A 26,047-nucleotide genomic window follows, 5' to 3' on the forward strand; every position below is an offset into this window, starting at 1 on the left:
CTGTTTGCATAGAAAGTAGTTACGATGAGTGTCGCCTTTCGTCGCGAGAGCGATGATGAGCATATGGAGCCGAAGTTCGAGTTGCCGATCCCGCCCGGTCCCAATTGGGTGACGGCGCGCGGGTTGCGGCTGACCCGCGCACAGGTCGAGGCGCTGGAAGGGGTCGACACCGGCGCCATGGACGAGGACAGCGCCAAGAAGCACAAACGGGTGCTGCGTTACTGGCGCACGCGGTTGGCGACGGCGGAATTGCGGCCGGTGGCGGACGGAGAGGCGGTCGCGTTCGGCACGCGCGTCACCTATATGCTGAACCGGCAGGAAAAGACGGTGGCGATCGTCGGCGATGATGAAGCGAACCCGCATGAGGGTCGCATCAGCTTTTCCTCTCCCCTCGCCCGCGCGATGATGGATGCGGAGGTGGGCGAGAAGGTCGATTTCGCCGGCAAGGTCGAAGCAGTGGAGATCGTGAAGATCGCGGTCGTCCGCGAGGACTGATCTCTTTTTCGAGCAGGACATGAAAAGGCCCGCCGGTTTGCGCCGGCGGGCCTTTTCCTCGTGCGGATCGCGGATCAGGCGCCGCGGGCGGCTTCGAACAGGAACCAGGCGCGCTGTTCGGCCTGGTCGGTCCAGTCGTCGACAATGCCTTCGGTCGCGTTGTCGCCTGCCTCGGTGGCGGCGGCCTTCACCGCGCGAAAGGTTTCGACCAGCGCCAGATTGTCGTCGCGCAATTCCTTGAGCATGTCGGCCGGGCTGACGAACTCAGCGTCATTGTCGACCACGGTCTGGTGGCGGGAAATGTCGCCGATCGAGCGCAGCGTGACATTGCCGGTCTTGCGCACCCGCTCGGCAATCAGATCGGTCACGCCCAGGATTTCGGTCGCCTGCTCATCGAACATCAGATGATAGTCGCGGAAATGCGGGCCGGAGACGTGCCAGTGGAAATTCTTGGTCTTGAGGTACAGCGCGAAACTGTCCGCCAGCGCGCCGTTAAGCGCCTCCGCGACGGACTTGGTGGCGTTGCTCTTGAGGTCGGTCGGCGTCTTGAGATCGGGAGCGGTCATGCATGTCCTCCTGTTCGGGAAACTGGTTTCGGACATATAATGATCGTGCGACAAGATGGTGCCATTTTTTCGCGGTGGAAATCCCGATCAGCCTGATGAAGCGCGTCGATCAGAGCAGGCCGGTGGCGGACAGGCCAAGGCAGGCGGCGGTGACGATCAGGATCGCCCCGCCCGTCCAGCGAATCGCGCGCAGCGGCAAGGCGGCCAGCAAGGCCCCGCGCGCCACAACGACGGGCACCAGCGCAACGATCGTGCCGATCGCGCCGCCAATGCCGGCCAGCAGCGGATCGCCAGTGCGGGTAGCGATGCCGAGAATCAGGAATTGCGGTCCATCGCCAAAGCCCAGGATGAAGAGGCCGAGCGCGCTGGTGAGGAAAGCCCCGGTTGGCCAGCCAGCCAGCGCATCGGGCGGAGAAACCCGCCAGAGCAGCCCCGCGCCCAGGAAGAGGATGGAAAGCGCCAGAAACAGCAACCGCGCGTCCGCCCCCAGCATCGGCCCGATCCATACGCCCGCGATGGCGGAAATGGCCGCGTTGGCGATGGCGGCGGCGATAATTCCGGCGATGATCGCCCCGTCGCGATTATAGCGGGTCGCCAGCGCAAGGACGAGCAACTGGCTCTTGTCGCCAATTTCGCCCAGCAGGCATCCGAGCAAGGCTAGCAATAATGCGTCCATGGGCTGGTGGCGATCAGGCCCGCAGCGGCGTCACGGTCGCAGCGACACGCGGAAGAACCGCCACGATGTCGGCCACCGGCATGTCTTCAACGATCGCGTCACGCATCAGATCGAGATAGGAAAGCACCACCGGACCCAGCCCGTGCAGCGACAGCGCCGACGCCAGCGTGGCGGCCAGCCCCTCCACCGTATCAAGGTGAAAGGCGCGGGCGATGTGGCGAATCTGGTCCACCTCATCCTGCACCCGCATGACCGACAAATGGCCGCGCTGCCCCGCCAGCCCGTCGACCCGGCGCATCAGGTCCGTCAAAATCGCCAGCATCGGATCATGTCGCATGGGATGCACTCCCCCCTGTTTCGCCCCGTTTCTTCATAGGCTTGACCGGGTTAAGGGCGCGTAAAGCCTGAAGCGGCGATCGCCCTGGCCTTGACAGCGAGCCGAATCTGGCCCATGAGCCACCGCTGAAACGGGCGGTCCGCCACTCACCATTGGCGAGCCGCTTTATTTTTTACGCTCTTTACGACCAGGGAATAAGGCCATGGCCAAGCCGGCAACTGTCAAGATCCGCCTCGTCAGCACGGCTGACACTGGCTTTTTCTATGTGACCAAGAAGAACCCCCGCACCAAGACCGAGAAGCTGAGCTTCAGCAAATATGACCCGGTCGTGCGCAAGCATGTCGAGTTCAAGGAAGCCAAGATCAAGTAAGCCGTTGCGGGCCGATTAAGCCCGCACGCCTGATCTTTCCGGCTTTCGGACTACGCAAAAAGGCCCGTCCCTGCAAAGGAACGGGCCTTTTGCCGTTGGTTCGCTGCTCCTTCAACGCCTGACCGGCTGAACAAAAAAGGGGACGCCTTTCGGCGCCCCCCTTTCTTTTGGCTGTCCTGCGATCAGGCGCCGACCGGCTTGGCGTCCGTGCGGCGCACGACGATGGTCGAGGAGCGCGGCTCCTGACCGGACACTGGCCAGTTGCCCGTCGGGTGCTGGATGTTGATGAAGAAGTTGGTGAGGTCCGGCGTATAGGCGATGCCGGTGATTTCGCAGCCTTCCGGGCCGACCAGGAAGCGCATCGACTTCTTGGTCGTCTGGTCGATGTAGAACATCGCGTTCTGGCCGAACACCTGCTCGATCGTGCGGCTCGAATCGCCCGAATTGCCCGGCACCGAATGGTCGGTCTGAACCCAGAGGCGGCCCTGCGGATCGATGCGGATGCCGTCGGGACTGGAGAAGGTGTCGCCGTTGATATTGCCTTCCAGCTTATCGCCGAAACCGGCCAGCGACGGATCGCCCGCCAGCAGGAAGATTTCCCAGGTGAAGGTCATGGCGAGCGGCGAATTGCCGGTTTCCTTGAACTTCACGATATGGCCATGGCGGTTGACGGTGCGCGGGTTGGCGGCGTCGACCGAACGGCGGCTGCTGTTGTTGGTCAGCGTCACGAAGATGGCGCTGTTGTCGGGCGCGACCGTGATCCATTCCGGGCGGTCCATCACGGTGCCGCCGGCGACGCGCGCGGCCGAGATGCAGTTGACCATGACGTCGGCCTGATTGTTGAAATCAACCGTAGTGGGCGCGATCGGCGTGGCGCTCTGGCTGGTGTTGCCGGGGTCCGAAGCGCCGACGGTCAGGCCGTTCTGGCCATGGGTCAGTGCGCGCCATTCGCCCGTGCCGTCCGCGTTGAAACGGGCGACATAGAGGGTGCCATGGTCGAGCATGTCGCGGTTGGCGGCGCGGTTGCTGCTGCTGAAGGCGCGATCGCACACGAACTTGTAGACGCAGCCTGGTGTGCCGTCATGCCCCATGTAGAAGGCGACGCGGCTGTTGGCGTCGACCATATGGGCGACATTTTCATGGTCGAAGCGGCCGAGCGCGGTGCGCTTGGTCGGCACGTCCAGTTCCTGATAGGGATCAATTTCGACCACCCAGCCGTAATTTTCCTCCGGCTGCGTCGGATCGAGATAATTGTCGGTCGATTCCTCGCAGGTCAGATAGGTGCCCCAGGGGGTGCGGCCCGACGAGCAGTTGTTCAGCATGCCCTTGATCGTGCCCGACAGCAGGCCCGAAGCGGGGCCGGTCGCCTTGTAGCTGCTGTTGCCGGTGTAGCGCTTATTATATTTGGAGCCTGACTTGACCGACCATTTGCCGTCCGAAGCCTTGGCGATTTCCACCACGCCGATGCCGACGGCCGACAGCGCCAGCGCCTTCTGATCGGCGGTGGCGGTGGCGGCGTTATAGCTGCCGCCCATCAGGATGTTGAAATCGGGATATTCAAAGTTGATCGCCAGCAGGCCGCCGCTGTTGGGGTTGGTGCCCGACAGTTCGAAATACTCCATGCCGTCATGGTTGCCGCCGGCCCATTTTTCGGCGTCGGCCGGAGTCGGATAGCTGCCGGCATAGGCCGTGCCGGTTTCGATCGAATCGCCAGCCTTGAGCAGAATGTCGACAGTATAGCCGGTCGGAACGGTGACGGTGTCGTTCATGTTGGCGGCGACGGGCGCGAAGCTGATGCCATAGCTGGGCGTCGGGGTGGGCGTCGGGGTGGGCGTCGGGCTGCTGCTGTCATTATCATCGTCGCCGCAGGCGGCGAGCGCGCCGAGCATCGGCAGGATCGACAGGCCCATCAGGCCATTTTTAAGGACGGTGCGGCGCGCCGGATTGGCGGCGACGATCGCCTCCAGGCTGTTGTCGCCCATGTCGATGGTCGGCTGCGCGTCGCGATAGGGCGCGCGCGCTTCGTCAGTCAGATGAGACATGAATATACCCCTGTGCGTTCGGGCTGTCGGCGATGCGCCGCGCCTTTGCGAAGCGGGGGTTGGCAGAGAAGGATGACGCGCAGAGGGCTGGTTGATGCAGCCTGCATGAAAGGATGATGACGAAAATGTGAAGCGCGTTGCCGGAGCGTTACAGAAGGGCGTTCACCTGCTCCACGAAGCGCATCACGGAAATGGGTTTGGACACATAGGCTTGCGCCCCGGCGGCGCGGATACGCTCCTCATCGCCATGCCCGGCATAAGCGGTGACGGCCATGATCGGCACCGGCGACAGTTGCTCGTCAGCCTTGAGCGACTGAATGAGGTCCAGCCCGCTGACATGGGGCAGGTGAATGTCGGTGATGACGAGGTCCGGCAGAAAGTCATGCGCCTGCGCCAGCAGATCACGCCCGTCGCGCAGTGGGAGCACGTCATGCCCGTGCGCGCGCAGCAGGTCGCAAAAAAGTTTGAGATTGAGTTCGTTGTCCTCGACAACGAGCACGCGCTTTGCCACCAGTCACCCGCGGTCCGAAAAATGCCTTTTTGGAGCGCCCATTAGCCGCCCCGCCCCGAAAGGCCATCATGCGACCCAGACCAGAATATGGCAAGCCGGATAGCGGGCAAGGCAGCGCGGAAGAGGCCGCGACGCTGGCATTGATGGCGCTGGGATGGACATTGAGCGATGGCGCGCGCGCCGACCGGCTGCTGGCGCTGACCGGGCTGGATGTCGACGCCCTGCGCGCGGGGATCGACAATCCGGCCATTTTGGCCGCAGTGCTGACCTTCCTGGCCGACCATGAGCCTGACCTGATCGCCTGTGCCGAGGCGATCGACACCACACCCGCCGCGCTGGTTGCGGCGCAGGAAAGATTGAGCCGATGACCCGTCCCCTGATCATCACCGATTGCGACGAAGTGCTGCTGCACATGGTCGTGCCCTTCCGCATCTGGCTGGACGAGACGCATGACGTGCATTTCGACATGCGCGAGCGCGGCTTTGTCGAGGCGCTGCGGCACAAGGACAGCGGCGAACCGCTGGAGCGGCAGCATGTCTGGGAATTGCTGCTGGCGTTTTTCGAGACGGAGATGCACCGGCAGGCGCCAATTGCCGGCGCGGTCGAGGCGCTGCACCGCCTGTCGGTCATCGCCGACATCGAGGTGCTGACCAATATTACGCAGCGGCACCAGCAGGCGCGGGCGGAGCAACTGGCCGCCCATGGGCTGCATCTGCCGGTCCACTGGAATCAGGGGGGCAAGGGCCGTCCGCTGGCCGACATTGTGGCGGATCGCAAGCCCAGCGTCGCCCTGTTCATCGACGATCTGGCCGAACATCATCATTCGGTCGCCACCCATGCGCCGCATGTGTGGCGGCTGCATCTGGTCGGCGAACCCGAAATTGCCGAACATGTGCCCGCCGCCCCCTATGCCCATGCCCGCATCGACGATTGGGCGCGCGCCGAACACTGGATCATGGAGCGACTGGCGCAGGGGCCGGCTCCGGTCGAAACATCCCTGTCCGATGGAGTTATTGCATGAGCATCGAAGCCCGTATCGCCGAACTCGGCATCACCCTGCCCCAGGCGGCCGCGCCGGTCGCCGCCTATGTGCCGACGGTGGAAGCCAATGGCCTGCTGCATATCAGCGGGCAGATCGCGCTGGCGCCCGACGGGCTGATGACCGGACGGCTGGGCGAGGATCGCGACCTGGACTATGGCGTTGCGGCCGCGCGGGTGTGTGGCCTCAACCTCATCGCGCAGATGAAGGCGGCGCTGGGCAGCCTGGACCGGGTCGAACGGATCGTGAAACTGGGCGCCTTCATATCCAGCGCGCCAAGCTTCATCGACCAGCCCAAGGTCGCCAATGGCGCGTCCGAACTGATGGTCGAAATTTTCGGCGACGCCGGCAAGCATGCGCGCAGCGCAGTGGGTGTGCCGGTGCTGCCGCTGGGCGCGGTGGTTGAAATCGACGCGGTGGTTCTTGTCCGCCCGGAAGCCTGATTTCCTGATAGATCGCCCCTTCGCCCATCGCGGATTGAATGGGCCGGGGGTGAGCGAAAATGGCATGGCGGCGTTTAACGCCGCCATCGCCGGCGGACATGGCATCGAATGCGATGTCCGGGCCAGCCGCGATGGCGTGGCCTTCGTCTTTCACGATGCAACGCTGGCGCGGATGGCCGGACGGGAGGAAGCGGTCGCCGCGCTGGACGCCGCGACGCTGGACGGCGTCCCCCTGCCCGATGGCGGCGCAATTCCACGACTATCAGCCTTGCTGGCGCGATGTGGCGGCCAGACGCCGCTGCTGGTGGAGATCAAGACGGACGGGCGGCAGGTCGAGGGCCTGTGCCGGGCGGTGGCGCGCGATCTGGATGGGTGGCCGGGCGCGCCGGTCGCAGTGATGTCGTTCAATCCCTATGCCGTGCGATGGTTCCTGCGACAGCGAAGTGGACAGCTTCGCGGCCTTGTCGTGACGCAGCAGGGCAAGGGCTGGTTGCGCGGCAAAATCGAACGCGCCCTTGCGCTTTGGCTGGCGAAACCCGATTTTGTCGCCTGTGATATTCGCGACCTGCCATCCGCTTTGTCCCGCCGCGCCCGCGCAAGGGGGCTGCCCGTGCTGACATGGACCGTGCGCAGCCAGAGCGAGCGGACCCGCGCGGCGACCCATGCCGACCAGATCATCTTTGAGGTCGGGCATGACTGATGTGACGGCGCGGATCGCGTCGGGCGTGGCGGATTTCGACCGGGCGGCATGGGACGCCTGCGCAGGAAATGATAACCCATTCATAAGTTGGGATTTTCTGGTCGCGCTGGAACGATCGGGCAGCGTCGGCGGCGAGAGCGGATGGCAGCCTTTGCCGATCGTGATCGACGGCCCGGACGGAGAAATCGCCGCCGCCGCGCCGGCCTATGGCAAGAGCCACAGCCAGGGCGAATATGTGTTCGACCATAGCTGGGCCGACGCCTGGGAACGGGCGGGCGGGCGTTACTATCCCAAGATCCAGATCGCCGCGCCCTTTTCCCCCGTGCCCGGTCCCCGACTGTTGCTGCGCGACCCGGCGCAGGCCCCCGCGCTGATCGCGGGCATCGAAATGCTGGTCGACCGCAACCAACTGTCCTCCGCCCATGCGACCTTCATCGACGCAAGCGAAGTGCCGCTGTTCGAGGCGGCGGGATGGCTGATCCGGGAAGACAGCCAGTTCCACTGGACCAATCGCGGCTATGGCGGGTTCGAGGATTTTCTGGCCGACCTGTCGAGCGAGAAACGCAAGAATATCCGCAAGGAAAGGCGGCGCGCGGTCGAGGGGCTGGAGATCGTCCACCTGACCGGCAGCGACCTGACCGAAGCGCATTGGGACATATTCTGGGATTTCTATCAGGACACTGGCGCGCGCAAATGGGGCCAGCCCTATCTGACCCGGTCCTTCTTCTCGATCTTGGGCGAGACGATGGCGGACAAGGTGCTGCTGATGCTGGCGCTGCGCGACGGGCGGGCGATAGCGGGCGCGCTCAACCTGATCGGCGCGGACACGCTCTATGGGCGCTATTGGGGATGCGTCGAGGACGTACCCAACCTGCATTTCGAACTTTGCTATTATCAGGCGATCGACGTCGCCATCGCGCGCGGGCTGCGCCGGGTCGAGGCCGGGGCGCAGGGCGGACACAAGCTGGCGCGGGGCTATGCCCCCGAACCCACATGGTCGGCGCATTATCTGCCCAATGCCGGATTCCGCCGGGCGGTCGCCGCGTTTCTGGCCGACGAGCGGGACGGCGTGCAGCGCGACCGGCTGTGGCTGAAGGCGCGAACCCCGTTCAGGAAGGATGGCTGATCAGGCGGCGCGCGGCTGGCTGGCGATGATGAGCGCGCGGGCGGCGCGCTGGGCCTCTGCGATTTCGCGGGCGGTCATTTCCTCGGCGATTTCGGCGCGCATCGCCTGACCCGCTTCGCTGCCGCGCGATGCGGCGAGGTTGAACCATTTATGGGCTTCGATGAAGTCGATCGGCAGGTCGCCCGCGCCGCAGCTATAAGCGACGCCCAGTTCGAAACATTCTTCCGCCGATCCATAGCCCATCCGCGACCGGCGGGCTTCCATAAGAAATTCTGCGCTCTTGATGCTGTTACCCATGATGTCTTCCCCTGTCTCAACCCTAGCTCAATGGATCTGGACCCCTTTTTCCACGAGCAGCAGCTTTGACCGGGAAGCGATAAAAAATGGTTAACGCGATATTTGCCATGAGAATGTCCGTCGCACGGGCGTTGTCGACCATGAAGACCGAATCCGCCGCATTCCGTAGCAGTTAGGGACTGGTGCAAGCGGCGGGTTGCGACCATAGCCGATGGCATGACCCAGACGCCAGCCAACGCCCCGCCGCCCGCGCGCACGATCCAGTTCCGCGAGTTCGTGATGTTGTGCGCCTGTCTGATGGCAATGAACGCCCTGTCGACCGATCCGATGCTGCCCGCCCTGCCGGACATTGGCCGCGATCTGGCGATTCCCCATCCCAATGACCGCCAACTGATCATCAGCACCTATTTTCTGGGGCTGGGTTTCGGGTCGCTGCTGTTTGGCGTGCTGTCCGACCGCTATGGGCGCAAGAAGGTGCTGGGCATTGCGATGGCGCTGTTCATCCTGTCCACCATCGCCTGCGCCAGCGCGAAAAGTTTCGCCCTGTTGCTGGCCGCGCGGGGCTGCGCCGGCTTTTTTGCGGGGGCCAGCCGGGTGATTACCGTTGGCATCATACGCGATAAGTTCAAGGGCGATGCGATGGCCCGGGTGATGTCGTTGATCTTCGCCGTGTTCATGCTGATCCCGGTGATCGCGCCCAGCTTTGGTCAGGCGATTTTGTGGATTGCACCATGGCGCTGGATTTTCTGGATATTGTGCCTGTTGGGTTGCCTGATCCTGGGCTGGATGCTGTTGAGGATGCCGGAAACGCTGCCGCCGCATAACCGCATCCGCATCACGCCGGGGGCGCTGCTCCACACCATCGGCACCGTCCTGCGCACGCGCAGTTCGATCGGCTATATGCTGGCCAGTGGCGTCGTGATGGGCGGCCTGATCGGTTTCATCCTGTCGATCCAGCAGATCTTTTTCGACGTCTTTCACGCCGAAAAAGTCTTTCCCATCGGCTTCGCGCTGATCGCCGGGTCGATGGGTGTAGGCAGCCTGATCAACAGCCGGCTGGTGTCGCGCTTTGGCGCGCGCCGCATGAGCCAGAGCGCGCTGATCGCCTTTATCCTGATCGCCGCCGTGCATCTGGGCGTGATTCTCGCGGGATGGGAGACGCTGGCGACCTTCATGATACTCCAATCGCTGTCGATGATGACGGTGGCGTTCACCGCATCCAATTTCGGCGCGATTTCGATGGAGCCGTTCAACAAGGGCGCCGGCGTCGCTTCTTCCTTTCAGGCGTTTTTGACGACCGCCCTGTCGAGCGCGCTGGGCAGCATCGTGGGCCGCGCCTTTGACGGCACCACCCTGCCTTTTACGGCAGGGTTGCTGGTGTTCGGTGCGCTGTCGCTGCTGATCGTAGCCTGGGCCGAACGGGGCAAGATGTTCACCCGCCCCCGTCATGGCGCGCTGCGCGAAAGCGAAATCGACTTTCATTAGGACCAATCAACATTCAGCCCTGGCGGGCTGCAAATGGCGAATTTCCGTGCTTCCGGTGCTCACGTACTTTGATCCGGGTCACGAAAATCCACCATTTTCGCTCCGCCATCATCTGAATGTCGATCGGCCCTAAAACGGGCATCAAGGCGGCGCATAAAAAAGGGGCGGTTTCCCGCCCCTTTTCTGTGTGTGGATCAGGCGTCCTTGCCGCCCGGCGTAGGCGCGCCCGGCAGCGGCGGCACTGGCTGGGGCGGAATGCCCGCATCATCCTCCGCCACATCGACCACGCCGCGACCGACATGGCTGCGGCTGCGGCTATAGGCGAAATAGACGATCAGGCCGACGGCGGCCCAGCCGACGAACATCAGCTTGGTTTCGACGCCCAGGCTCCAGAAAAGATACATGCAGCCCGCAATCGCGATCGGCGCGGTGATGTTGATCGCCGGGGTGCGGAACGGACGGGCGCGGCCCGCATCGGTCTTGCGCAGCACCATGACCGCGATCGACACGGCGGCAAAGGCGAACAGCGTGCCCGAGTTGGAAATGTCCGCCAGGATGCCGACCGGGAAGAAGGCGGCGAACAGGGCGACGAAGATGCCGGTCAGGATGGTGATGACATGCGGCGTCTTGTAGGTCGGATGCACTTTCGAGAACATGGCGGGCAGCAGGCCGTCGCGGCTCATGACGAAGAAGATGCGGGTCTGGCCGAACATCATCATCAGGATGACCGACGGCAGGGCAAGGCCGGCGGCCAGACCAAGCAGGTTGCCGATCTGGGGCCAGCCGATTTCACGCAGGGTCCAGGCCAGCGCCTCCTTCGAGCAGGTGACGGCTTCGGTGCCGGCGGCGGCCAGCGCGGCGCATTGCTGCGACAGGGCGGCCGAACCGGGGGCCAGCGCTTCGCCGGCCGCGCTGTAGACTGGCTGCGCGCCGACGGTGCCGATCACGCCGGCGGCGACCAGCATGTAGAAGATGGTGCAGATGGCGAGCGAGCCGATCAGGCCGATCGGCATGTTGCGCTGGGGATTCTTGGTTTCTTCAGCGGCGGTCGAAACGGCGTCGAAGCCGACATAGGCGAAGAAGATCGATGCGGCGGCGGCGGAAATGCCCGAGAAACCGAGCGGCGCGAAGGGGTGGAAGCCATCCATCTTCATCACCGGAACCGACAGGACGATGAACAGGGTCAGCGCCGACACCTTGATGAGGACCAGGATGGCGTTGACGGTCGCGCTTTCCTTGGTGCCGATGACCAGCAGCCAGGTGACGAGCGAGGCGATCAGCATCGCCGGCAGGTTGACCATGCCGCCATCGAACGGCCCGCGCGTCAGCAGATCGGGTATGTCGAGATGGAACGTATGTTCGATGAGGCCCACGACATAGCCGGACCAGCCCACCGACACGGCCCCCGCCGCAACGGCATATTCCAGAATCAGCGCCCAGCCGACCATCCAGGCGATGAGTTCGCCCATCACCGCATAGCTATAGGTATAGGCGGAACCGGACACCGGCACCATGGCCGCCATTTCGGCATAGCAGAGCGCGGCGACCGCGCAGACGAAGCCGGCGATGACGAAGGAGAGCATCATGCCGGGACCGGCCTTTTGCGCGGCTTCGGCGGTAAGAACGAAGATGCCGGTGCCGATGACGGCGCCGATGCCCAGCATGGTCAGCTGGAACGCGCCCAGCGACCGATGCAGCGATTTCTTCTCGGCCGTCGCCAATATGGCGTCGAGAGGCTTAACGCGCCCGAAAATCATGAATGATGCCCTTCACACATATTTGTTTTGCTCGGGCAGCATGACGCCGCCCCCCTTGAGCTGTGAACGCGAGACTATCGCCTAATCCGCCACGCGCAAGTATGTTGCGTTCACGCGACATTCCCGTGCAGTAGCAATGGCCAGGCCCGCGTCGTAGCGGGACCGACTGACACGGGACTGACAGGAGCCTTGCCGATGATCGAATTGCTGCGCGCCAGGGGGCTGGAACAGGTGCCCCATGGCTTTGCCGGACGGCGCGGCGGGGTGTCGACCGGCATTCATGCGGGGCTGAATGTCGGGCTGGGATCGGCCGACACGCGCGAGGCGGTGCTGCGCAATCGCGATCTGGCGCGCGACGCCCTGCTGCCCGGCGCGGCGCTGGTGACGGTGCATCAGGTCCATTCGCCCGATGTGGTGACGGTGACGGCCCCCATAGCCGAAACCGAACGCCCGGCCGCCGACGCCATGGTGACGAACCGGCCTGGGCTGGTGCTGGGGATATTGACCGCCGATTGTGTTCCGGTGCTGTTTGCCGACAGGGCGGCGGGCGTCGTGGGCGCGGCCCATGCCGGGTGGAAGGGCGCGATCGGCGGCGTGACCGACCGTACGATCGATGCGATGGTGGCGCTGGGCGCCGACCCGGCGCGCATCGCCTGCGCCATCGGGCCGTGCATCGGCCGGGCATCCTACGAAGTGGGTGACGATTTCGCGCTGCGCTTCGAGCAGGAGGATGCGGACAATGCACGATTTTTCACGCCGGGGCGACCGGGCCATTGCCAGTTCGACATCGCCGCCTATGTCGCGACACGGCTGGCCAATGCGGGCGTCGGGCAGATCGCGCTGCTGGACGAGGATACCTATAGCCAGCCCGACCGATTCTACAGCTATCGCCGGTCCTGCCATGCGCAGGAAAGCGATTATGGACGGCAGATTTCGATGATCGCCCTGCCCGAGGCGTAACGCCCCGGCTGCAATTTGACGGGGAGATGCGGGCGCGGCACAGATGGACGGCCTTCCCTTCCAACCGGGTTTTCCATGCAGCGCATCACCATTTCGATCGACGATCAATTGGCCGAAATGCTGGACCAGATGGTCGCCGATCGCGGCTATCACAGTCGGTCGGAAGCGATGCGCGACATGGCGCGCGATGCGATCGAGCGATGGCGGCAGGACAATAGCCTGAGCGACCATTGCGTCGCCAATCTCTCCTATGTGGTCGATCGGCGGGTGCGATCGCTGCCCCAGCGTCTGGCCGATCTGCAACATGCGCATCATGATCTGGTGGCGGCCAGCACATTGGTGCGGCTGGACCACGACCATAGTCTGGAAAGCGTGATGCTGAAGGGGCCGACCGCGCAGGTGCGCGCCTTTGCCGATCAGGTCCGGGCCGAGCGCGGCGTGCGGTTCGGCACGGTCAACCTGCTGGATGTGGAGCCGGGCGATAATCATGCGCAGGCGGACGCGCATGACCATCATGGCCATGCGCATCTGTCACCGCGCAGTCGCTGAGCCGACCCTGCGGCGCGCCCGCAATGCCTGCGCCAGCGACAGGCAGGCAAAGGCAGTCAGGAACAGCAGGATGATGGCGGCGCTGGTCAGGCCGCCATGGGCTTCGCGCCATTGATCGAGCCGGGGCAGCGACAGCGCCGCCAGCGCCGTGACGCCCAGCGCCAGATTGATCAGCCCGATGATCAGCGTCATCGCCCGGGCGGCCATCGCCGCGCCGTCCCCGGCCGTGCGGAGCAGCTGGACCGTCAGCGCGCCATTGGCGAGGCCGACCAGCATCATGCCGCCGCCAAAGGCCGCGCAGGCGAGCAATGCAGGATGCCAGCCGCCCAGATATTGGCCGGCAAGGCCCAGCCCCAATGCGATGGCGATGGTGTCGAACGAAATGGCGAACAGCGCGCCGGTCAGCAGGATCAGCCAGTGACGATCGGCGGGGCGAAGCCAGCGACTGCGCCATCCGCGTACCCCGCCGTCGATTGAGCGGGCCGGGCGCGACGCCGCACGCAAATTGACGATGCCCAGCAGGATCAGCGTGGTCGCCGATATGCCCACGCCCGTCGCCGCCAGCCAGTCCGGCGGCGCATCGTCCCGATCGAGATGCAGGCAGGCGAGCAGCGCGACCAGCGTGACGACAAGGATATGACCCAGCGCAAAGGACGCGCCGGCCAGCCGCGCCGACCATGGCCGCACCAGCGCATCGCGCCGCGCAATCGCGTCCACCACCGAGAGATGATCGGCGTCCACCCCATGCCGCGCGCCCAGCGCAAAGGCGGTGGCGATCAGGACCGGCAGGCTGAGCGCTGCGGGATCGATCATAGCTGATACCGCAGCGAGACGCGGAACTGGCGCGGCTCGACCGGATGAATGTGGCGATCCTCCACCCCCTCGGCCGGCTCGCCGGGCAGGCGGGAGGCGTAATAATAGCTGATGTCGGCATCGCGCGCGTTGAACAGGTTCAGAATGTCGAGGCCGACCTTCATCCGCGTCAGGCTGTAATAGGCGCCCATGTTGACCAGCGTGGTGGGACGCGACCGGACGCTGTCATCCTCGATCAGCGGGGCCGATCCGAAATGGCGCAGGCGCAGCGATCCGCTGATCCCCCGCCCCAGATCCAGCGTCGCGCCGGCCGACACCACTTCGCTGACGGCATTGGGAATATGATCCTGCCCCGGATCGACATCATGGAATCGGGTGTGGGTCAGCGCCCCGGCGGCGTCGAGCGCCAGCCATCGGACCGGCTGCCAGAAGATGGTCGCCTCCACGCCATAGCGGCGGGTCGCATCATTGGGTTCGGTCGATCCGCCATCGCCCACGAACACCAGTTCGGAACCCAGGCTCAGGTGGAAGGCGTTGATCGAGGCGGTGAAATTCGGTCGTTCGATGCGCGCGCCGACCTCCTGCCCGCGCGCCTTGACCAGCACCGGCACGGGGTCGACGGGGTCGCCCGTCACCGGATCGACCCGGATCGCCGCGCCGCGCACATCGTTGGAATGGAAGCTTTCGCCATAATTGGCGTACAATTCCAGACTGTCGGTCGCGCGCCAGGCCAGCGCCGCCTTGGGGCTGAGCATCGCGTCGCTGCCCTTGCCGGAATTGACCGGCAGGCTGCGCGCCGCGACATCATAGCCATAGACGTCGCCGCGCAGGCCCAGCGACAGGCGCAGCCGGTCGGTCAGCGCGGCGGTCGCATCGACAAAGGCCGCGCCGCTATATTCGTCCACCTTGTCTTCGCGCACCGTCGCCCGCGTCACGCCGGCGACGGAGGAATAGAGGCCGACCTTGCCGATATGATCCCATCGCCCCTCCGCGCCCAGCGTAACGGCAACGGGCATGGCGCCCAGATGCGCGTCCAGCCCATGGCGCACCGATCCGCCGAAAACACCGCGCCGGTCGCGCTGCTGAAATTCGTCGCCATGGACGGGGTCGTTCAGGAAATAGGTGAAGTTGGAGGTCAGCAGGAAATCATAATAGGTGGCGTAAGCGGATATTTGCGTCGCGCCCAGCACGGCGTTGCCGGTCAGGCCAAGGCGCGTGGTGCGCCCGCCCAGCGCCGGATCGATGGTCCCCCAGCGGGAAATCAGCCCGTCGCTTATCGCCCGTTCGGGCACCTGATCGGTCGCATTCCAGGTTGCATGATAGCCGGTGAAGCCGATATTCCAGCCCTGATCGGCGGTGCCCCGGCTATATTTGATAAGGCCGTTCACCTTCTTCAAATCTTCATTCAGATCCCAGGGACCGTTGGAGCGCGTGCCATCGATCGCCAGCAGCAGGTCGCCGCCCCCCACCACGCTGCTGCCGGCGGCCAGCGCACGATAATAGCCGTAACTGCCCGCCGTCACCTCCACCAGCGGCCGGGCGAGCCGGTCGAGCGTTTTGAACTGCACCGTGCCGGCGGCGGAGAAATCTCCCACATCGGCGAAATAAGGGCCTTTGCGATAGTCGATCCGCTCGACCAGTTCGGGGATCAGGAAATTGAAGTCGAGATAACCCTGTCCATGGCCATGGGTGCGCATGTTGACCGGCGCGCCATCGACGAAGCCGGCAAAATCGGTGCCATGGTCCAGATTGAAACCGCGCAGGAAATATTGATTGGCCTTGCCCGTACCCGAATGCTGGGTGGCGATCACGCCGGGGACATTTTCCACCATCTCGCCCACGCGGGCAAGCGGGCGATCCTCAAAGTCACGATAGCCCACCACCCCCTGCGAGGCGGACAGGGCAGTGCCGATCTGTGGCAGGTTGCGGCCATAGACGATGATGTCGGCTTGACTGTCCGCATCCTGCTGCGTCTGTGCGAGCGCGCCCGTCGGGCAGAGCGCCGCCAGTGCCAGCCCCGTCGCGATATGCCCGATCCGTCCCATCTGCACCCCTTGTATGAACTCTTGATAAAAAGATCATACGGAGGGGCCGATCATATCGGCATGGGGCAGATGACGTAGGTCGCTTAGGCCCGTGTGAAGCGCCAGCGATCCCCATCGCTTTCGGCCGCGTCGAAACGATAGCCGTCGGTGTCGAAACCGCGCATCGCGTCTATGTCCGTCACATGATGCTCACACAGCCAGCGCGCCATCATGCCGCGCGCGCGCTTGGCGTTGAAGCTGATGAAGCGCGGGCCGTTGGGACCGGGTTCGCGGAAATCGACGTCGATGATGCGGATGCCGGGCAGCCGCCCTTCGACCGCGGCATAATATTCCTGGCTCGCCAGGTTGAGGATGACGCCCGATCCTTCCTCTTCCACCTGCGTGCGCAGCAGCGCGGCGATGCGGTCGCCCCACCAGTCGGTCAGCTTCTTGTGCCGGGGCGCCCAGCGCGTGCCCATTTCCAGCCGATAGGGCCGGATCGCATCGAGCGGGCGCAGCAGGCCATAGAGGCCGGAGAGCATGCGGACATGATCCTGCGCGAAGGCGACGCCCGGCTCTTCCAGCGTATCCACATCGAAGCCGGTATAGACGTCGCCGGCAAAGGCGTAGAGCGCGGGCCGCTCGGGCAAGTCGGCAAAGTCGCGAAACCGATCAGCGTTGAGCTTGGCCAGACGCGGCGAGATATGCATGAGTTCGGCCAGCCGCTTTTGCGTGAGGTTGGCGGCCGAGCGCGCCAGATCGCGCGCCTGATCGCCGAAATGCGGGGCGGAAGGCGACAGCGGCGGCAATGCGCGATCGAAATCGAGCGTCTTGGCGGGGGAAAGCAGGGCAATCATGGCGCGGTCGGTAACGGCTGCGAAGGCGCGCGTCAAAAAATCAGACAAACGCGGTGCGGCGCTTGATCTGAAGGGCGATTTATATGGAGAAAAATGGTGCCGGGGACGGAATCCAAGAGAAGAAATAAGTGTTTGATTTCAAAAAAGTAGATGTTCGCTGATCTTGCCGAGATACTATGAAAAGTACCACGAGATCCAAATGGTGACCGTCCGCGACTTATAACCTAATAATTTATACAAGGAATTTTGCAAGGGCACTCCACTTCTGACCGCCTGCGTCCAAACATTGAGAAATGCTCGGGTTTCACCTTCCGGTTCGATTCCCATTACGCAGCTTATTCATTCTTCTCGAGGGCAGCCGTCGCCCCTTTACAGCCGTTAGACGCCTTTATGACCAAACTTGATTTCCGGACAGTGCGCGTTCAGCGATCAGATTGTCGCCTCTCTGTCCCACTAACGTGCTTCATCTTCTCAACTGCGCCGGCGATAGCCGAGACCTCGAGCGAGGACTGGGCGGTCTCTTGCCAATAGTTGCCCCCACTTACACGTCCGTGGGGCAAATAAGGCTGCGGCGCGGAGGCGGCCGGCTTTCCAGACTTAACTGCCGCTGATGTAGCGGAGAAGCGCGCTCTCCGTCGTCTCCAGGATCGCGACACCGGGCCAGATGCAAGCCGCATCTGGCCCGGGCTGAACGCTGCAGAGAGATCAGCCTGGTATGAAAATCTCGTCGAGAACGCTGCGCCGGGCCGTTGCGAATCTCTGGGACTTCAGTGTCCGCATCCACTCCTCCGCAACAGCCTGCCTGAGGGCGGCGACCTCGGAGGCAAGCAGTGCGAGTGCCGCCTCCTTCGCCGATTCGTTCAGCACCTTGCGGATGCCGTCAGGAGTATCGAGAGTGCGCGCATAGGATGGGTTCTGGACGAGGGTCTCAAGCCACTGGTCGGTGCCGAGCAAGATCGCCAGCTCGCGGCCGTAGGTGAACCGCAGGAGCGACTGGTCGCAGTTCCACATAAGACCAGCGATGTCGTAGCTGGAGAGGTCGATCACGCGGCTGCTGTCGGCCTTGATGTTTTTCAGCATCCGGATCGCCATTTTTAATCCGCCACTGGTGGGAACATCGCCTTCTCCGAGGCGAGCGGCATGCAAGAACGGCAAGTTCATGGTTGTGGTCGGCACTGACTTGTCGAGGATGTGAACGCCGCGGTCCCGTTCAAGCAGTGTCGCTTGGTAAGTGGCGTTATCGCCCCAATGTCCGGGCACGACATCAACGTCCCTGCGTAGCGAACCGTCGCTGAGTCGGATCGACTTGTTTTTGGACGTGTCGACCGTCGCCCCCCAGTAGCGCCGCTCTAGGATTCCCTCGCAGTCGGTGCGCAACTGGCGGACCGCCGACAGCACGGATCCGCTCCAAGGCGTATACCAGCCCTTCGCCGCCCCCGGGCCGCTAGCGTCGTAGGTCAGGGCTTCGCCGAGTAACACGAGCAGGTCGACGTCGCTGGCCCCGCGAATATGCGTGTTTGCCGGGACGGAGCCCTGCTGGCGGTAAGAGGCGGACCGGCCTAGCGACGCCAGCCCCCCACGCAGAGCTTCGGCAACGCGGTCTGCCTCCTCATTACTGATGCGCGTGTAGTCGGGATCGACCTCCTGCATCGCGCCGAGTGTGTACTGGGTGGCGTCGGTTGTGGACCGGGTCTGGTAGCGCTCGACCTTGGTGATGGTTTCATGAAGCGATATTTTGCCATGGTCGGTGCCGAGACGGCGCGCACGAAGGCGCGAAAGGCTGGATCGGTAGTCGATGCTCATGTCACTTGCTCCTGGTGAGGGTCATGCGGCCGAAAGTGATGCGACCCTTGCTGTTGAAGTATTCGCCGTCCGCGCCCGTCAGGGCCTCGTCGAAGGTCAGCTCCGCGTAGCCGACGTGTGGTGAGATCTGCTCGCCTATGCGAGGCTCGTTCCGATAGCTGTACATCAGTACGCAGCCGGCCCCGGGCTGGCGGATCAGCGACGCCGCCTTGCTTGTCGACGAGGACTGCCCCGTCCGAAGCTGCACCCAGATCTTCTCCCAAGTCTGGTTGATGCGGAGTTCGCCGCTCCAGGTGTCAGGCGCGCCCTCGACCGGATTCATCGTGCGACCGGCTACCTGCCAGACCCCGTTGAGATCCGGGATCTTGAGCAGGGCTCTGACTAGGGGCCAGCGCCAGAGCAACTTGTCGAAGGAGAGATGCACAATCGCAAAGGCTAGGCTGGCAGTGATCGGCATTATCACCCACTTCGGGGTGCCGATCGCCATGTGCATCTGATCGAACCATCGGTCGAGTATCGGGGCGGCGAAGGTGGCGATCGCAGCAAGGCCGCCAGCGGCAGTGCCGAGCCAGCGCCCGACGACGGCGCGGGGATGGTCGATGACGGAGTATTCGTGGTCCATTGCCATTTTAGTTCTCCATGACGCCGCGCGCTGGCGGCGATGGTGATTGGGCGCGACGACCGGTTCGCTGACCCGCCGGTTTGCGGGTGCGTCGGGCGCCGTGATGCCGAGGATCCGCATTGTCCGATCGCGTCGACCTGTGGCGAACGCGAGGGGGCGGTCGGCGACGGCCGGCGCCGTCGCCTACTACTAACCTCGATGCTTAAGCTGGTGGATCCTGGCTAGCGCTAGGAAGCTATCAGGGGGTCAGCCCATGCTGACGAAGTATCTCATCCTTAAACGCAGCGGAGACCAAATCGCAGGCGAGGTTATAGGCACCGCCCGACTTGCCTACCTTTGCAGGATCGAAATTCACGCCAGCGATCATCGCATAGAACGACTTCATAATCGTCGCCATGTTCTGCTTGATGAAATCATCCGGATCGGTGATCCACTTCACCCCGTCATCGGTGCTCTTCATGAGAGAGCTGAGGCCGTAGACGAGCGGATACATGAAGCCATCGCCATATGTGTAGTTGATCGCATCGCGGTAGTAGTGCGACCTGAGCACCTTCCCATCCCCCGCCATACGGACGCCATCTATCTTCCCGAAGTGATCTGCCCCCCGCTGAGTGGCCCAGAGACTATGATAGTCTGGACCACGAAAGGGACGATGAATGCCGAGCAAGAAGCACAAGCCGGAAGAGATTATCGGCAAGCTGCGTGAAGCTGAGATTGTGCTGGCGCAGGGAGCCTCGACAGCAGAGGCGTGCCGCCGGATCGCAGTCAGCGAGCAGACATACTATCGCTGGCGCAAGGAATATGGTGGCCTGAAGACCGACCAAGCGCGGCGGATGAAGGATCTGGAGAAAGAGAACCAGCGGCTACGCCGGGCGATTTCGGATCTGACGTTGGACAAGCTGATCTTGCAGGAAGCTGCCAAGGGAAACTTCTAAGCCCCGCGCGGCGGCGGCGCTGCATCGATCAGTTGCGACAAGATTTGCCGATCCGGGTGTCCGAGCGACGGATATGCCGGGTGCTAGGGCAGCATCGATCGACACAGCGCAAGGTGCCGCGTGGGGCGGATGACGAACAGGCTCTCACGGAGGACATCATCGCGTTGGCGAAGCAATATGGTCGCTATGGCTACCGCCGGGTGACGGCGTTGCTGTGCCATGCGGGGTGGACGGTGAACCACAAACGGGTCGAGCGGATATGGCGACGCGAAGGACTGAAGGTCCCGCTGCGCCAGCCCAAACGGGGACGCCTGTGGCTCAACGACGGATCATGTATCCGCCTACGGCCTGAGTATCCCGGGCATGTGTGGGCCTACGACTTCGTCGAAGGGCGCACGCACGATGGCCGCAAGTTCCGGATCCTGACCATCATCGATGAGGCCAGCAGGGAGTGCCTGGCACTTATCGTTGCCCGGCAGCTCAAACACGAGGATGTGCTGGCGGCGCTGGCTGACCTGTTCATTTCTCGCGGTCCTCCGGCACATATACGGTCCGACAACGGAAGCGAATTTATCGCGACCGCCGTCCAGAAATGGCTGGGGCAGATCGGCGTGAAGACGCTCTACATCACGCCGGGATCACCATGGGAGAATGGCTATAACGAAAGCTTCAATGGATCGCTTCGCGACGAACTGCTCAACGGCGAGATCTTCTACAGCCTCACTGAGGCCAAGGTGCTGATCGAGGCATGGCGGCGGCATTACAACACCGTTCGCCCTCACAGTAGCTTGGGCTACCGACCGCCGGCACCGGAAACAGCGACACCGCCATATCCGGCCTCCGGTTCCGCTTCGCTCCACCTCCGTCCGGATATGGCGGCGATGGGCTTAATGCATCTGTGGATGCCCCGATTAACGCAAGTGGTATTTGGAGGTAGGCACGTAGTCGGATGCTGCCATCTGTCCGGCCTCTCTGATGCAGCGATGATAGCTGCGGGCCCGTATGGGAGTTCGCGGACCGGAACCACATCACTAACGCGTGCTGATGAAGCACGGTGGATTAACCTGGTTCTTCCGACCCCGTCTCGCCGACTGTTGTGCCATACCCTCCTTCGACCGACTACGTTCCGACGACCTCTGGCCCGCCTTGGCTTACGCCGTCGCTGCGACCGGAGCTTTGTAAACTTCATCCTTCATCATCAGCGCCCAGACGATCCGTGCCGTCTTATTGGCCAGCGCGACCGTCACCAGCATACGTGGTTTGCGGGCCAGCATCTGCTCGATCCACGATCCCTTCGCCGGGCCTCGTTTGCTCGCTTGGAGCACCACCGCGCTACTGCCGTTAATCAGCAATCGACGTAGCGTGCGCTCGCCCATCTTCGAGATAGATCCCAACTTCTGTTTACCACCCGTTGAGTGCTGACGAGGGGTAAGGCCGACCCAGGCAGCGAAGTCACGCCCCTTGGCGAACGTTCCTAACGGCGGCGCAAGTGCGGTGATCGCCGTTGCGGTGATCGGTCCGATGCCAGGGATCGTCATCAGGCGGCGCGTGACCGTATCCTCCCGAGAGCGTCGCACGATCTCCTTGTCGAGCAGGGCAATTTGCCGGTCGAGCTTAGCCAGAGTATCGAGCAAAACCACGCACACAGACCGCACCCCTTCAGGCACTGCCGTTTGATCGGAGAGCAGCGCCCTGAGCTTTTCCAGATGCGCCAAGCCCTTGGGCGCGATCCAACCATATTCTGCCATGTGCCCGCGCAGGGCGTTGCTAATCTGGGTGCGTTGGCGGACCAGCAGATCTCGCCCCCGGAACACCATCGCAGCTGCCTGCTGTTCCTCAGTTTTCACCGGTACGAACCGCATGTTGGGACGCTGTGCTGCCTCGCAGATCGCCTCGGCATCGGCCGCGTCGTTCTTCTGCCGCCTCACAAAGGGCTTCACATAGGCCGGAGCGATCAACCGCACTTCGTGACCGAGCTTGAGCAACTCGCGCGCCCAGTGATGGGCTCCGCCACATGCCTCCAACACAATGAGGCAAGGCGGATGAACGGCAAAGAACGGCAGCAACTTCGAACGCGTAATCTTCTTACGCAAAATCGCATGGCCTGACGCATCTACCCCATGCGCCTGAAAAACATGCTTGGCGATATCCAACCCGATTATGGTAACTTCCGACACGGACGCCTCCCTCAAGTGGTGTTCAACACCTCCACTGTGGCACATCGATGCCGTCGGGGGGCGTCCACCCCATCACTAACAAACCAATCGGTCCACTCGGCGGGGGCAGATCATGATTTGCTGAACGTGTCTCGCCCCTTCCTGGTAAGGCTCCTTGAGGAGGGCGTGATCGACCATCACAAGGTCGGCTCCCACCGCAGGATTAGGGCTAACGATCTCCTAACCTACAGGGCCAAGAGAGAAGAAGAGCGTCGCGCTGCGATGACGGAGCTACAGCGCCTCAGCCAGGAGTTTGACGCCGACTGAGCGCAACATCGAAGGTGGCCGCCAGGCCTTTCACCGAGAGGCGACCATAACTCCCGCCTACGCCTCTTTTAGATCCGACGTAGCCAGGATCGTGCTTGAGGGTTTCAACCTCTCAACAATACCCGGTTTCAAGGTGTTAAGTGTGCTGGTAGGTATAGCGTGAGTACCATATGCAGTACGTACTAGGCGCGTACCTCCTGAGCCTGTACTTGACATCTGCAAAGCGATTTGCCAGCTAAGCCATACATGAGTGGAAATCGGTCGGTTCGAATTGCGATTCGGGCTGTCTGTGGGTCGCTCTGTGGTGCGTTACAGCTAGGCAACTGGTGTTCGGTGCGCATATGCGGAGGTCGTACTATGCAGGCTCAGATTTGAAGCTCGTCTCAGTCCTTCACGAAGGACTCTAACTTCTCTTTCAGAGCAGTCGATCGCAGGGTGTGGCGTTGAGATGTTTCTCCGCCCCACCACCCTGTTTCCCCGTAAGTACATCATCGAGTGTGTGGTTGATGGCGCCGCCATCAGCGTTCATCACGTCAAAATGTAAGCCGGGATCGGTTTTAACGCCATAAATATGGTAGGCATTGAGAAGATGAAAGCCATCCTGTCGGCTTTCTGGGCCGATAATCTGAACGGTGTTATGCAATCGATCTTGTTGAAACGCCGTTTCCGAATCGAGCATATACGCTCCACGGATTTGTCGTTTTTTGGGATTGGCAAAATCGCCGCGATATAATGCAGCATGATATTCCTGCAGGATCGCGGCGAAACGCGACGGATCGGCTTGCGCGTCGCGGGCAATCCCATGCCCACCCAAACGCTGAAAATTCCGATCAGGCATAAGCGGAGCGTACAGCGCTTTAGCTCGGTTTGAGATGGTTAAAACCACCTGTGAAGCGATCGGCTCGAATGCATCAATTGCCGCCTTCAACGCGGCGGCTTGTGGTAGCTTAGGGCCTGCTATTCGGAGAATAAGCGCTCCACGGCCAAGCCTGTCGAACACATCATCGAACAACTGATCGGCGCAGATTATGACAACGAGTTGCGGTCGCTGACGCGCGCATCCAGTCTCGATGCCCGTGGCCCGTTCACAGCGCTTCTTTCCGCCGCCTCCGTTACCGGCTTCGACTGCGCAAGGCTGATCCTGTTTGCGGCAAAAGTTAGTAGCGGTCGTCGAGCCGAAAATCAGATCGTTCGCCGATTGCACCAACGATTTCAAATAGGTCGCACGCTTGTCAGCTCGGGCAGGGTATGCTCTCGCGAGGAAACGGACCGTACCAGCCTCATATTGGCGCTGCAAATCAGACGCCTGACGCTCGACATCTGCATCGTCAAAACCGACAATAACATAGAGCCGCTTCAAGGGTATCATGCGAAATGCCCGACGAAATGCTTAACGCGCGTCGCGCAGATGCTTCAGTACAGCGGCCGGGATTGACCATGTGGCGGCCAGGGCTGGGGGAAGAGAATCGATGATCGTAAATAGCTGCTCAAGATGCCGACTCTGCGCGCGCGACGGCTTTGCCTCGATCACCAGACGCGAGATAGAGATATCGGAGTGATTCGCCCACTCCTCGATTCGGCTCTGCAATAATACACCATCGACGGGCGCGTTGGGAGCGAGCCCAAGAACAAAACGAGCATCTATCTCATGCCAGCTACCACCCTTGGGCGGATCGGCCGCGTCGGTAAAGCCGATATTGTCGAGGTTCAGGAAGCGCCTTGTTCCCTCAATTGGACGTATGAAGGCGGCCCACACCGCCCGGTGGAACCGAAGCACTGCTTGAGCCTGTACGTTTGGAACATGAGGCTTATTCGGTTCGCCCGCGCTAATGGGAGAAACAAAATAGACACCTGCCGCATCTTGGGTGGATCGAAAAATATCACCACAGTAGGCTTCGACGAACGGCGCAAGCTTGCGTCGCGTTTTGGGCACTGAGATTTGTCCACTGTCAGCCAGAGCCGTCACATGCTTCTCGAATGGACTGCCAATATTCTTGGCGAATTCACCGCCCACATATGTCAACCGAACCGGCTCTCCTCCGCGATTGTCAAATGCCGCTGCAACGAGGCCAGCAAGATACGACTTGATGTTGTCGATCGTAGAAAGGTTGTCTGTAAATTCGGTCGCGGTCTGGATCATGTGACTTTGGTAACGAAAAACGCACAGAGTGCCACGGGAATTTGAACCTGCGGCAGGGCAAATTCCTTATTTTTCAAGCCAACTTCATCCGCGATTTTTCTCCGATTCGAGCTAAATATCTCTGGCACTCAAAGTTAAAGATGCCGCTCACAGGCTGTCACCGGGATGAAGGCCGGTTCGCCATATCCGCCATAGACGTCGCTCAGCAGCCAGGAGCGCTCGGCGTCGTTCTCCTGTTCGCCAATGCTCTTCCACCAGAAACGCAGGGCAGCATCCCAACGATATCCGCGAGATTTCAGCCGGTCCTTGGCGTCAAATGGCGCATCGACGGCATTTACGCGATATGTCGGCCGCTCCGAACAGGCGATGAGCTTTGCCAGGATCGTCTCTCCATCTGGTAATCCGTGGGAAAGCAGATAGAGCAGAGCAAGAATGTCATTCTCAGCCCTGTGCCCCTCATAAAACCAACCGCATTGCGAGACGAGGTGCGCGAGCGCGCACCCCTCGAACCCAAGCTCAAGCCAGTCCAGTTCGGCCATCGAGCAGGCCCAGGGCTTCCCGGCAATGACCGGCAGGCGCCGATCCACGAACGGCCTGTCAAACGCGGCATTGTGGGCGACGATGATGTCGGCGGACGACAGAATATCCGCAGCCATCGCGTCATCGATCGACTGTCCGGCAACGTCGTCCGCCGCGAGACCGGTGAGCTTGGTGATTTTCGGGTCAATCGGCATGCCGGGGTCTTCACGCCAAACCCGGGGCATTCCGACCTGGATGATCTGCCCGCGATCATCGAAGCGGAAACGCTGAACCGCCAGTTCGATGATTCGATCGGTTTCGCGATCGAGGCCGGTCGTCTCCACGTCGATCGTCACGCCGATCCGGCTAGAGGCAAGCGGGTCCGCGTCATGAAAATGAGTTACAGGAACAAGGCGACGCTGCACGCGATAGTCAGGGTGCATGCTCAGGAAATCGGCCGCCTGCGAATGGCGATCGGGCGCGGGGATGTTCATTTCG

General features: G+C 62.4%; 28 protein-coding genes and 1 pseudogene. 12 read left to right on the forward strand and 17 right to left on the reverse strand.

Features of this window, described 5'->3' with window-relative positions:
- The first annotated feature begins 24 nt into the window (after positions 1-24).
- On the forward strand, positions 25-495 hold the full coding sequence (locus ACFOKF_RS17045) for a GreA/GreB family elongation factor (RefSeq protein ID WP_380797162.1): 471 nt from the start codon (positions 25-27) through the stop codon (positions 493-495).
- 74 nt (positions 496-569) lie between these two features.
- On the opposite strand, the gene ACFOKF_RS17050 is transcribed toward ACFOKF_RS17045, so the two are convergent.
- From ACFOKF_RS17050 to ACFOKF_RS17060, 3 genes are all read right to left on the reverse strand, one after another.
- On the reverse strand, positions 570-1,061 hold the full coding sequence (locus ACFOKF_RS17050) for a Dps family protein (RefSeq protein ID WP_380797163.1): 492 nt from the start codon (positions 1,059-1,061) through the stop codon (positions 570-572).
- A 109-nt stretch (positions 1,062-1,170) separates the two neighbouring features.
- On the reverse strand, positions 1,171-1,737 hold the full coding sequence (locus ACFOKF_RS17055) for a TMEM165/GDT1 family protein (RefSeq protein ID WP_380797165.1): 567 nt from the start codon (positions 1,735-1,737) through the stop codon (positions 1,171-1,173).
- A 13-nt stretch (positions 1,738-1,750) separates the two neighbouring features.
- Positions 1,751-2,074, reverse strand: coding sequence for a hypothetical protein (locus ACFOKF_RS17060; protein ID WP_380797167.1), 324 nt, complete (start codon positions 2,072-2,074; stop codon positions 1,751-1,753).
- Positions 2,075-2,276: 202 nt separating this feature from the next.
- Here ACFOKF_RS17060 and rpmG point away from each other — a divergent pair, with 202 nt between their 5' ends.
- Positions 2,277-2,444, forward strand: coding sequence for a 50S ribosomal protein L33 (gene rpmG / locus ACFOKF_RS17065; protein WP_006959016.1), 168 nt, complete (start codon positions 2,277-2,279; stop codon positions 2,442-2,444).
- A gap of 182 nt (positions 2,445-2,626) precedes the next feature.
- Here rpmG and ACFOKF_RS17070 read toward each other — a convergent pair whose 3' ends face one another.
- Together ACFOKF_RS17070 and ACFOKF_RS17075 are read right to left on the reverse strand one after the other, a co-directional pair.
- Positions 2,627-4,486, reverse strand: a complete 1,860-nt coding sequence (locus tag ACFOKF_RS17070) for a PhoX family protein (protein WP_380797169.1) — start codon at positions 4,484-4,486, stop codon at positions 2,627-2,629.
- Positions 4,487-4,634: 148 nt separating this feature from the next.
- Entirely contained in the window at positions 4,635-4,997 is a 363-nt protein-coding gene (locus ACFOKF_RS17075) for a response regulator (RefSeq protein WP_380797171.1), read from the reverse strand.
- 68 nt (positions 4,998-5,065) lie between these two features.
- On the opposite strand from ACFOKF_RS17075, the gene ACFOKF_RS17080 reads away from it, so the two are divergent.
- The 5 genes from ACFOKF_RS17080 to ACFOKF_RS17100 are packed head-to-tail and all read left to right on the forward strand — an operon-like array spanning position 5,066 to position 8,305.
- Positions 5,066-5,365 (forward strand): DUF3572 domain-containing protein, encoded by a 300-nt coding sequence (locus tag ACFOKF_RS17080; RefSeq protein ID WP_380797173.1) that lies wholly within the window; start codon positions 5,066-5,068, stop codon positions 5,363-5,365.
- Positions 5,362-6,018 (forward strand): HAD family hydrolase, encoded by a 657-nt coding sequence (locus tag ACFOKF_RS17085; RefSeq protein WP_380797174.1) that lies wholly within the window; start codon positions 5,362-5,364, stop codon positions 6,016-6,018. The genes ACFOKF_RS17080 and ACFOKF_RS17085 overlap by 4 nt, the downstream gene beginning before the upstream one ends.
- Positions 6,015-6,479 carry a RidA family protein gene (locus ACFOKF_RS17090; protein WP_380797176.1) on the forward strand — a complete coding sequence of 155 codons (465 nt, stop codon included), beginning with the start codon at positions 6,015-6,017 and terminating at the stop codon, positions 6,477-6,479. Before ACFOKF_RS17085 ends, ACFOKF_RS17090 begins: the two co-directional genes overlap by 4 nt.
- Positions 6,460-7,179, forward strand: coding sequence for a glycerophosphodiester phosphodiesterase family protein (locus tag ACFOKF_RS17095; RefSeq protein WP_380797178.1), 720 nt, complete (start codon positions 6,460-6,462; stop codon positions 7,177-7,179). Before ACFOKF_RS17090 ends, ACFOKF_RS17095 begins: the two co-directional genes overlap by 20 nt.
- Entirely contained in the window at positions 7,172-8,305 is a 1,134-nt protein-coding gene (locus ACFOKF_RS17100; RefSeq protein WP_380797180.1) for a GNAT family N-acetyltransferase, read from the forward strand. The genes ACFOKF_RS17095 and ACFOKF_RS17100 overlap by 8 nt, the downstream gene beginning before the upstream one ends.
- On the opposite strand, the gene ACFOKF_RS17105 is transcribed toward ACFOKF_RS17100, so the two are convergent.
- Positions 8,306-8,602, reverse strand: a complete 297-nt coding sequence (locus ACFOKF_RS17105) for a hypothetical protein (RefSeq protein ID WP_380797182.1) — start codon at positions 8,600-8,602, stop codon at positions 8,306-8,308.
- A gap of 216 nt (positions 8,603-8,818) precedes the next feature.
- Between ACFOKF_RS17105 and ACFOKF_RS17110 the strand changes: the two genes are divergently transcribed.
- Positions 8,819-10,087 (forward strand): multidrug effflux MFS transporter, encoded by a 1,269-nt coding sequence (locus ACFOKF_RS17110; protein WP_380797184.1) that lies wholly within the window; start codon positions 8,819-8,821, stop codon positions 10,085-10,087.
- Between the two features lie 194 nt (positions 10,088-10,281).
- Here the strand turns inward: ACFOKF_RS17110 and ACFOKF_RS17115 are convergent, their stop codons facing one another.
- A complete protein-coding gene (locus tag ACFOKF_RS17115; RefSeq protein ID WP_380797185.1) occupies positions 10,282-11,844 on the reverse strand; it encodes an amino acid permease in 1,563 nt (520 codons plus the stop codon).
- A 195-nt stretch (positions 11,845-12,039) separates the two neighbouring features.
- Here ACFOKF_RS17115 and pgeF point away from each other — a divergent pair, with 195 nt between their 5' ends.
- The gene (gene pgeF, locus ACFOKF_RS17120; protein ID WP_380797187.1) at positions 12,040-12,804 is read left to right on the forward strand and encodes a peptidoglycan editing factor PgeF; all 765 of its coding nucleotides are present in this window, start codon (positions 12,040-12,042) and stop codon (positions 12,802-12,804) included.
- Between the two features lie 75 nt (positions 12,805-12,879).
- Entirely contained in the window at positions 12,880-13,353 is a 474-nt protein-coding gene (nikR, locus tag ACFOKF_RS17125) for a nickel-responsive transcriptional regulator NikR (protein WP_380797189.1), read from the forward strand.
- On the opposite strand, the gene ACFOKF_RS17130 is transcribed toward nikR, so the two are convergent.
- The 6 genes from ACFOKF_RS17130 to ACFOKF_RS17155 form a co-directional block, all read right to left on the reverse strand.
- Positions 13,336-14,166, reverse strand: coding sequence for a HoxN/HupN/NixA family nickel/cobalt transporter (locus tag ACFOKF_RS17130; protein ID WP_380797191.1), 831 nt, complete (start codon positions 14,164-14,166; stop codon positions 13,336-13,338). The two genes, nikR and ACFOKF_RS17130, sit on opposite strands and share 18 nt — an antisense overlap.
- A complete protein-coding gene (locus ACFOKF_RS17135) occupies positions 14,163-16,211 on the reverse strand; it encodes a TonB-dependent receptor (protein ID WP_380797193.1) in 2,049 nt (682 codons plus the stop codon). Before ACFOKF_RS17135 ends, ACFOKF_RS17130 begins: the two co-directional genes overlap by 4 nt.
- Before the next feature lie 83 nt (positions 16,212-16,294).
- Positions 16,295-17,047, reverse strand: a complete 753-nt coding sequence (locus tag ACFOKF_RS17140; protein ID WP_380797852.1) for a YaaA family protein — start codon at positions 17,045-17,047, stop codon at positions 16,295-16,297.
- Between the two features lie 705 nt (positions 17,048-17,752).
- Positions 17,753-18,850 (reverse strand): hypothetical protein, encoded by a 1,098-nt coding sequence (locus tag ACFOKF_RS17145; RefSeq protein ID WP_380797195.1) that lies wholly within the window; start codon positions 18,848-18,850, stop codon positions 17,753-17,755.
- Between the two features lies 1 nt (position 18,851).
- On the reverse strand, positions 18,852-19,592 hold the full coding sequence (locus ACFOKF_RS17150) for a Cap15 family cyclic dinucleotide receptor domain-containing protein (protein WP_380797196.1): 741 nt from the start codon (positions 19,590-19,592) through the stop codon (positions 18,852-18,854).
- 118 nt (positions 19,593-19,710) lie between these two features.
- Positions 19,711-20,040, reverse strand: a complete 330-nt coding sequence (locus ACFOKF_RS17155) for a hypothetical protein (protein ID WP_380797198.1) — start codon at positions 20,038-20,040, stop codon at positions 19,711-19,713.
- A gap of 88 nt (positions 20,041-20,128) precedes the next feature.
- Here ACFOKF_RS17155 and ACFOKF_RS17160 point away from each other — a divergent pair.
- Positions 20,129-21,303, forward strand: a pseudogene (locus tag ACFOKF_RS17160) (IS3 family transposase); the annotation flags it as partial.
- Between the two features lie 255 nt (positions 21,304-21,558).
- Here ACFOKF_RS17160 and ACFOKF_RS17165 read toward each other — a convergent pair.
- Positions 21,559-22,584, reverse strand: coding sequence for an IS110 family transposase (locus ACFOKF_RS17165; protein ID WP_380795869.1), 1,026 nt, complete (start codon positions 22,582-22,584; stop codon positions 21,559-21,561).
- Here ACFOKF_RS17165 and ACFOKF_RS17170 point away from each other — a divergent pair.
- Positions 22,543-22,890, forward strand: a complete 348-nt coding sequence (locus ACFOKF_RS17170; RefSeq protein WP_380797855.1) for an excisionase family DNA-binding protein — start codon at positions 22,543-22,545, stop codon at positions 22,888-22,890. The two genes, ACFOKF_RS17165 and ACFOKF_RS17170, sit on opposite strands and share 42 nt — an antisense overlap.
- 415 nt (positions 22,891-23,305) lie before the next feature.
- Here the strand turns inward: ACFOKF_RS17170 and ACFOKF_RS17175 are convergent, their stop codons facing one another.
- From ACFOKF_RS17175 to ACFOKF_RS17185, 3 genes are all read right to left on the reverse strand, one after another.
- On the reverse strand, positions 23,306-24,250 hold the full coding sequence (locus ACFOKF_RS17175; protein ID WP_380797199.1) for a hypothetical protein: 945 nt from the start codon (positions 24,248-24,250) through the stop codon (positions 23,306-23,308).
- Between the two features lie 30 nt (positions 24,251-24,280).
- Complete coding sequence (locus tag ACFOKF_RS17180; RefSeq protein ID WP_380797202.1) at positions 24,281-25,030, reverse strand: hypothetical protein; 750 nt, start codon at positions 25,028-25,030, stop codon at positions 24,281-24,283.
- Between the two features lie 134 nt (positions 25,031-25,164).
- Complete coding sequence (locus ACFOKF_RS17185) at positions 25,165-26,043, reverse strand: 3'-5' exonuclease (protein WP_380797203.1); 879 nt, start codon at positions 26,041-26,043, stop codon at positions 25,165-25,167.
- Positions 26,044-26,047: the final 4 nt, after the last annotated feature.

Source organism: Sphingobium rhizovicinum (assembly GCF_042647625.1).
In the GTDB taxonomy this organism is placed as follows: Bacteria; Pseudomonadota; Alphaproteobacteria; order Sphingomonadales; family Sphingomonadaceae; genus Sphingobium; species Sphingobium rhizovicinum.

Excerpts from the sequence above, each read along its gene's own strand:
- ACFOKF_RS17185 (WP_380797203.1), bottom strand. The coding sequence starts at position 26,043 with ATGAACATCCCCGCGCCCGATCGCCATTCGCAGGCGGCCGATTTCCTG.
- ACFOKF_RS17145 (WP_380797195.1), bottom strand. The coding sequence starts at position 18,850 with ATGAGCATCGACTACCGATCCAGCCTTTCGCGCCTTCGTGCGCGCCGT.
- ACFOKF_RS17100 (WP_380797180.1), top strand. The coding sequence starts at position 7,172 with ATGACTGATGTGACGGCGCGGATCGCGTCGGGCGTGGCGGATTTCGAC.
- ACFOKF_RS17180 (WP_380797202.1), bottom strand. The coding sequence starts at position 25,030 with ATGATCCAGACCGCGACCGAATTTACAGACAACCTTTCTACGATCGAC.
- ACFOKF_RS17045 (WP_380797162.1), top strand. The coding sequence starts at position 25 with ATGAGTGTCGCCTTTCGTCGCGAGAGCGATGATGAGCATATGGAGCCG.
- ACFOKF_RS17150 (WP_380797196.1), bottom strand. The coding sequence starts at position 19,592 with ATGCGGATCCTCGGCATCACGGCGCCCGACGCACCCGCAAACCGGCGG.
- ACFOKF_RS17135 (WP_380797193.1), bottom strand. The coding sequence starts at position 16,211 with ATGGGACGGATCGGGCATATCGCGACGGGGCTGGCACTGGCGGCGCTC.
- ACFOKF_RS17070 (WP_380797169.1), bottom strand. The coding sequence starts at position 4,486 with ATGTCTCATCTGACTGACGAAGCGCGCGCGCCCTATCGCGACGCGCAG.
- ACFOKF_RS17050 (WP_380797163.1), bottom strand. The coding sequence starts at position 1,061 with ATGACCGCTCCCGATCTCAAGACGCCGACCGACCTCAAGAGCAACGCC.
- ACFOKF_RS17140 (WP_380797852.1), bottom strand. The coding sequence starts at position 17,047 with ATGATTGCCCTGCTTTCCCCCGCCAAGACGCTCGATTTCGATCGCGCA.
- rpmG (WP_006959016.1), top strand. The coding sequence starts at position 2,277 with ATGGCCAAGCCGGCAACTGTCAAGATCCGCCTCGTCAGCACGGCTGAC.
- pgeF (WP_380797187.1), top strand. The coding sequence starts at position 12,040 with ATGATCGAATTGCTGCGCGCCAGGGGGCTGGAACAGGTGCCCCATGGC.
- nikR (WP_380797189.1), top strand. The coding sequence starts at position 12,880 with ATGCAGCGCATCACCATTTCGATCGACGATCAATTGGCCGAAATGCTG.
- ACFOKF_RS17085 (WP_380797174.1), top strand. The coding sequence starts at position 5,362 with ATGACCCGTCCCCTGATCATCACCGATTGCGACGAAGTGCTGCTGCAC.
- ACFOKF_RS17170 (WP_380797855.1), top strand. The coding sequence starts at position 22,543 with ATGCTTGGCGATATCCAACCCGATTATGGTAACTTCCGACACGGACGC.
- ACFOKF_RS17105 (WP_380797182.1), bottom strand. The coding sequence starts at position 8,602 with ATGGGTAACAGCATCAAGAGCGCAGAATTTCTTATGGAAGCCCGCCGG.
- ACFOKF_RS17080 (WP_380797173.1), top strand. The coding sequence starts at position 5,066 with ATGCGACCCAGACCAGAATATGGCAAGCCGGATAGCGGGCAAGGCAGC.
- ACFOKF_RS17110 (WP_380797184.1), top strand. The coding sequence starts at position 8,819 with ATGACCCAGACGCCAGCCAACGCCCCGCCGCCCGCGCGCACGATCCAG.
- ACFOKF_RS17060 (WP_380797167.1), bottom strand. The coding sequence starts at position 2,074 with ATGCGACATGATCCGATGCTGGCGATTTTGACGGACCTGATGCGCCGG.
- ACFOKF_RS17115 (WP_380797185.1), bottom strand. The coding sequence starts at position 11,844 with ATGATTTTCGGGCGCGTTAAGCCTCTCGACGCCATATTGGCGACGGCC.
- ACFOKF_RS17055 (WP_380797165.1), bottom strand. The coding sequence starts at position 1,737 with ATGGACGCATTATTGCTAGCCTTGCTCGGATGCCTGCTGGGCGAAATT.
- ACFOKF_RS17130 (WP_380797191.1), bottom strand. The coding sequence starts at position 14,166 with ATGATCGATCCCGCAGCGCTCAGCCTGCCGGTCCTGATCGCCACCGCC.
- ACFOKF_RS17155 (WP_380797198.1), bottom strand. The coding sequence starts at position 20,040 with ATGGCGGGGGATGGGAAGGTGCTCAGGTCGCACTACTACCGCGATGCG.
- ACFOKF_RS17090 (WP_380797176.1), top strand. The coding sequence starts at position 6,015 with ATGAGCATCGAAGCCCGTATCGCCGAACTCGGCATCACCCTGCCCCAG.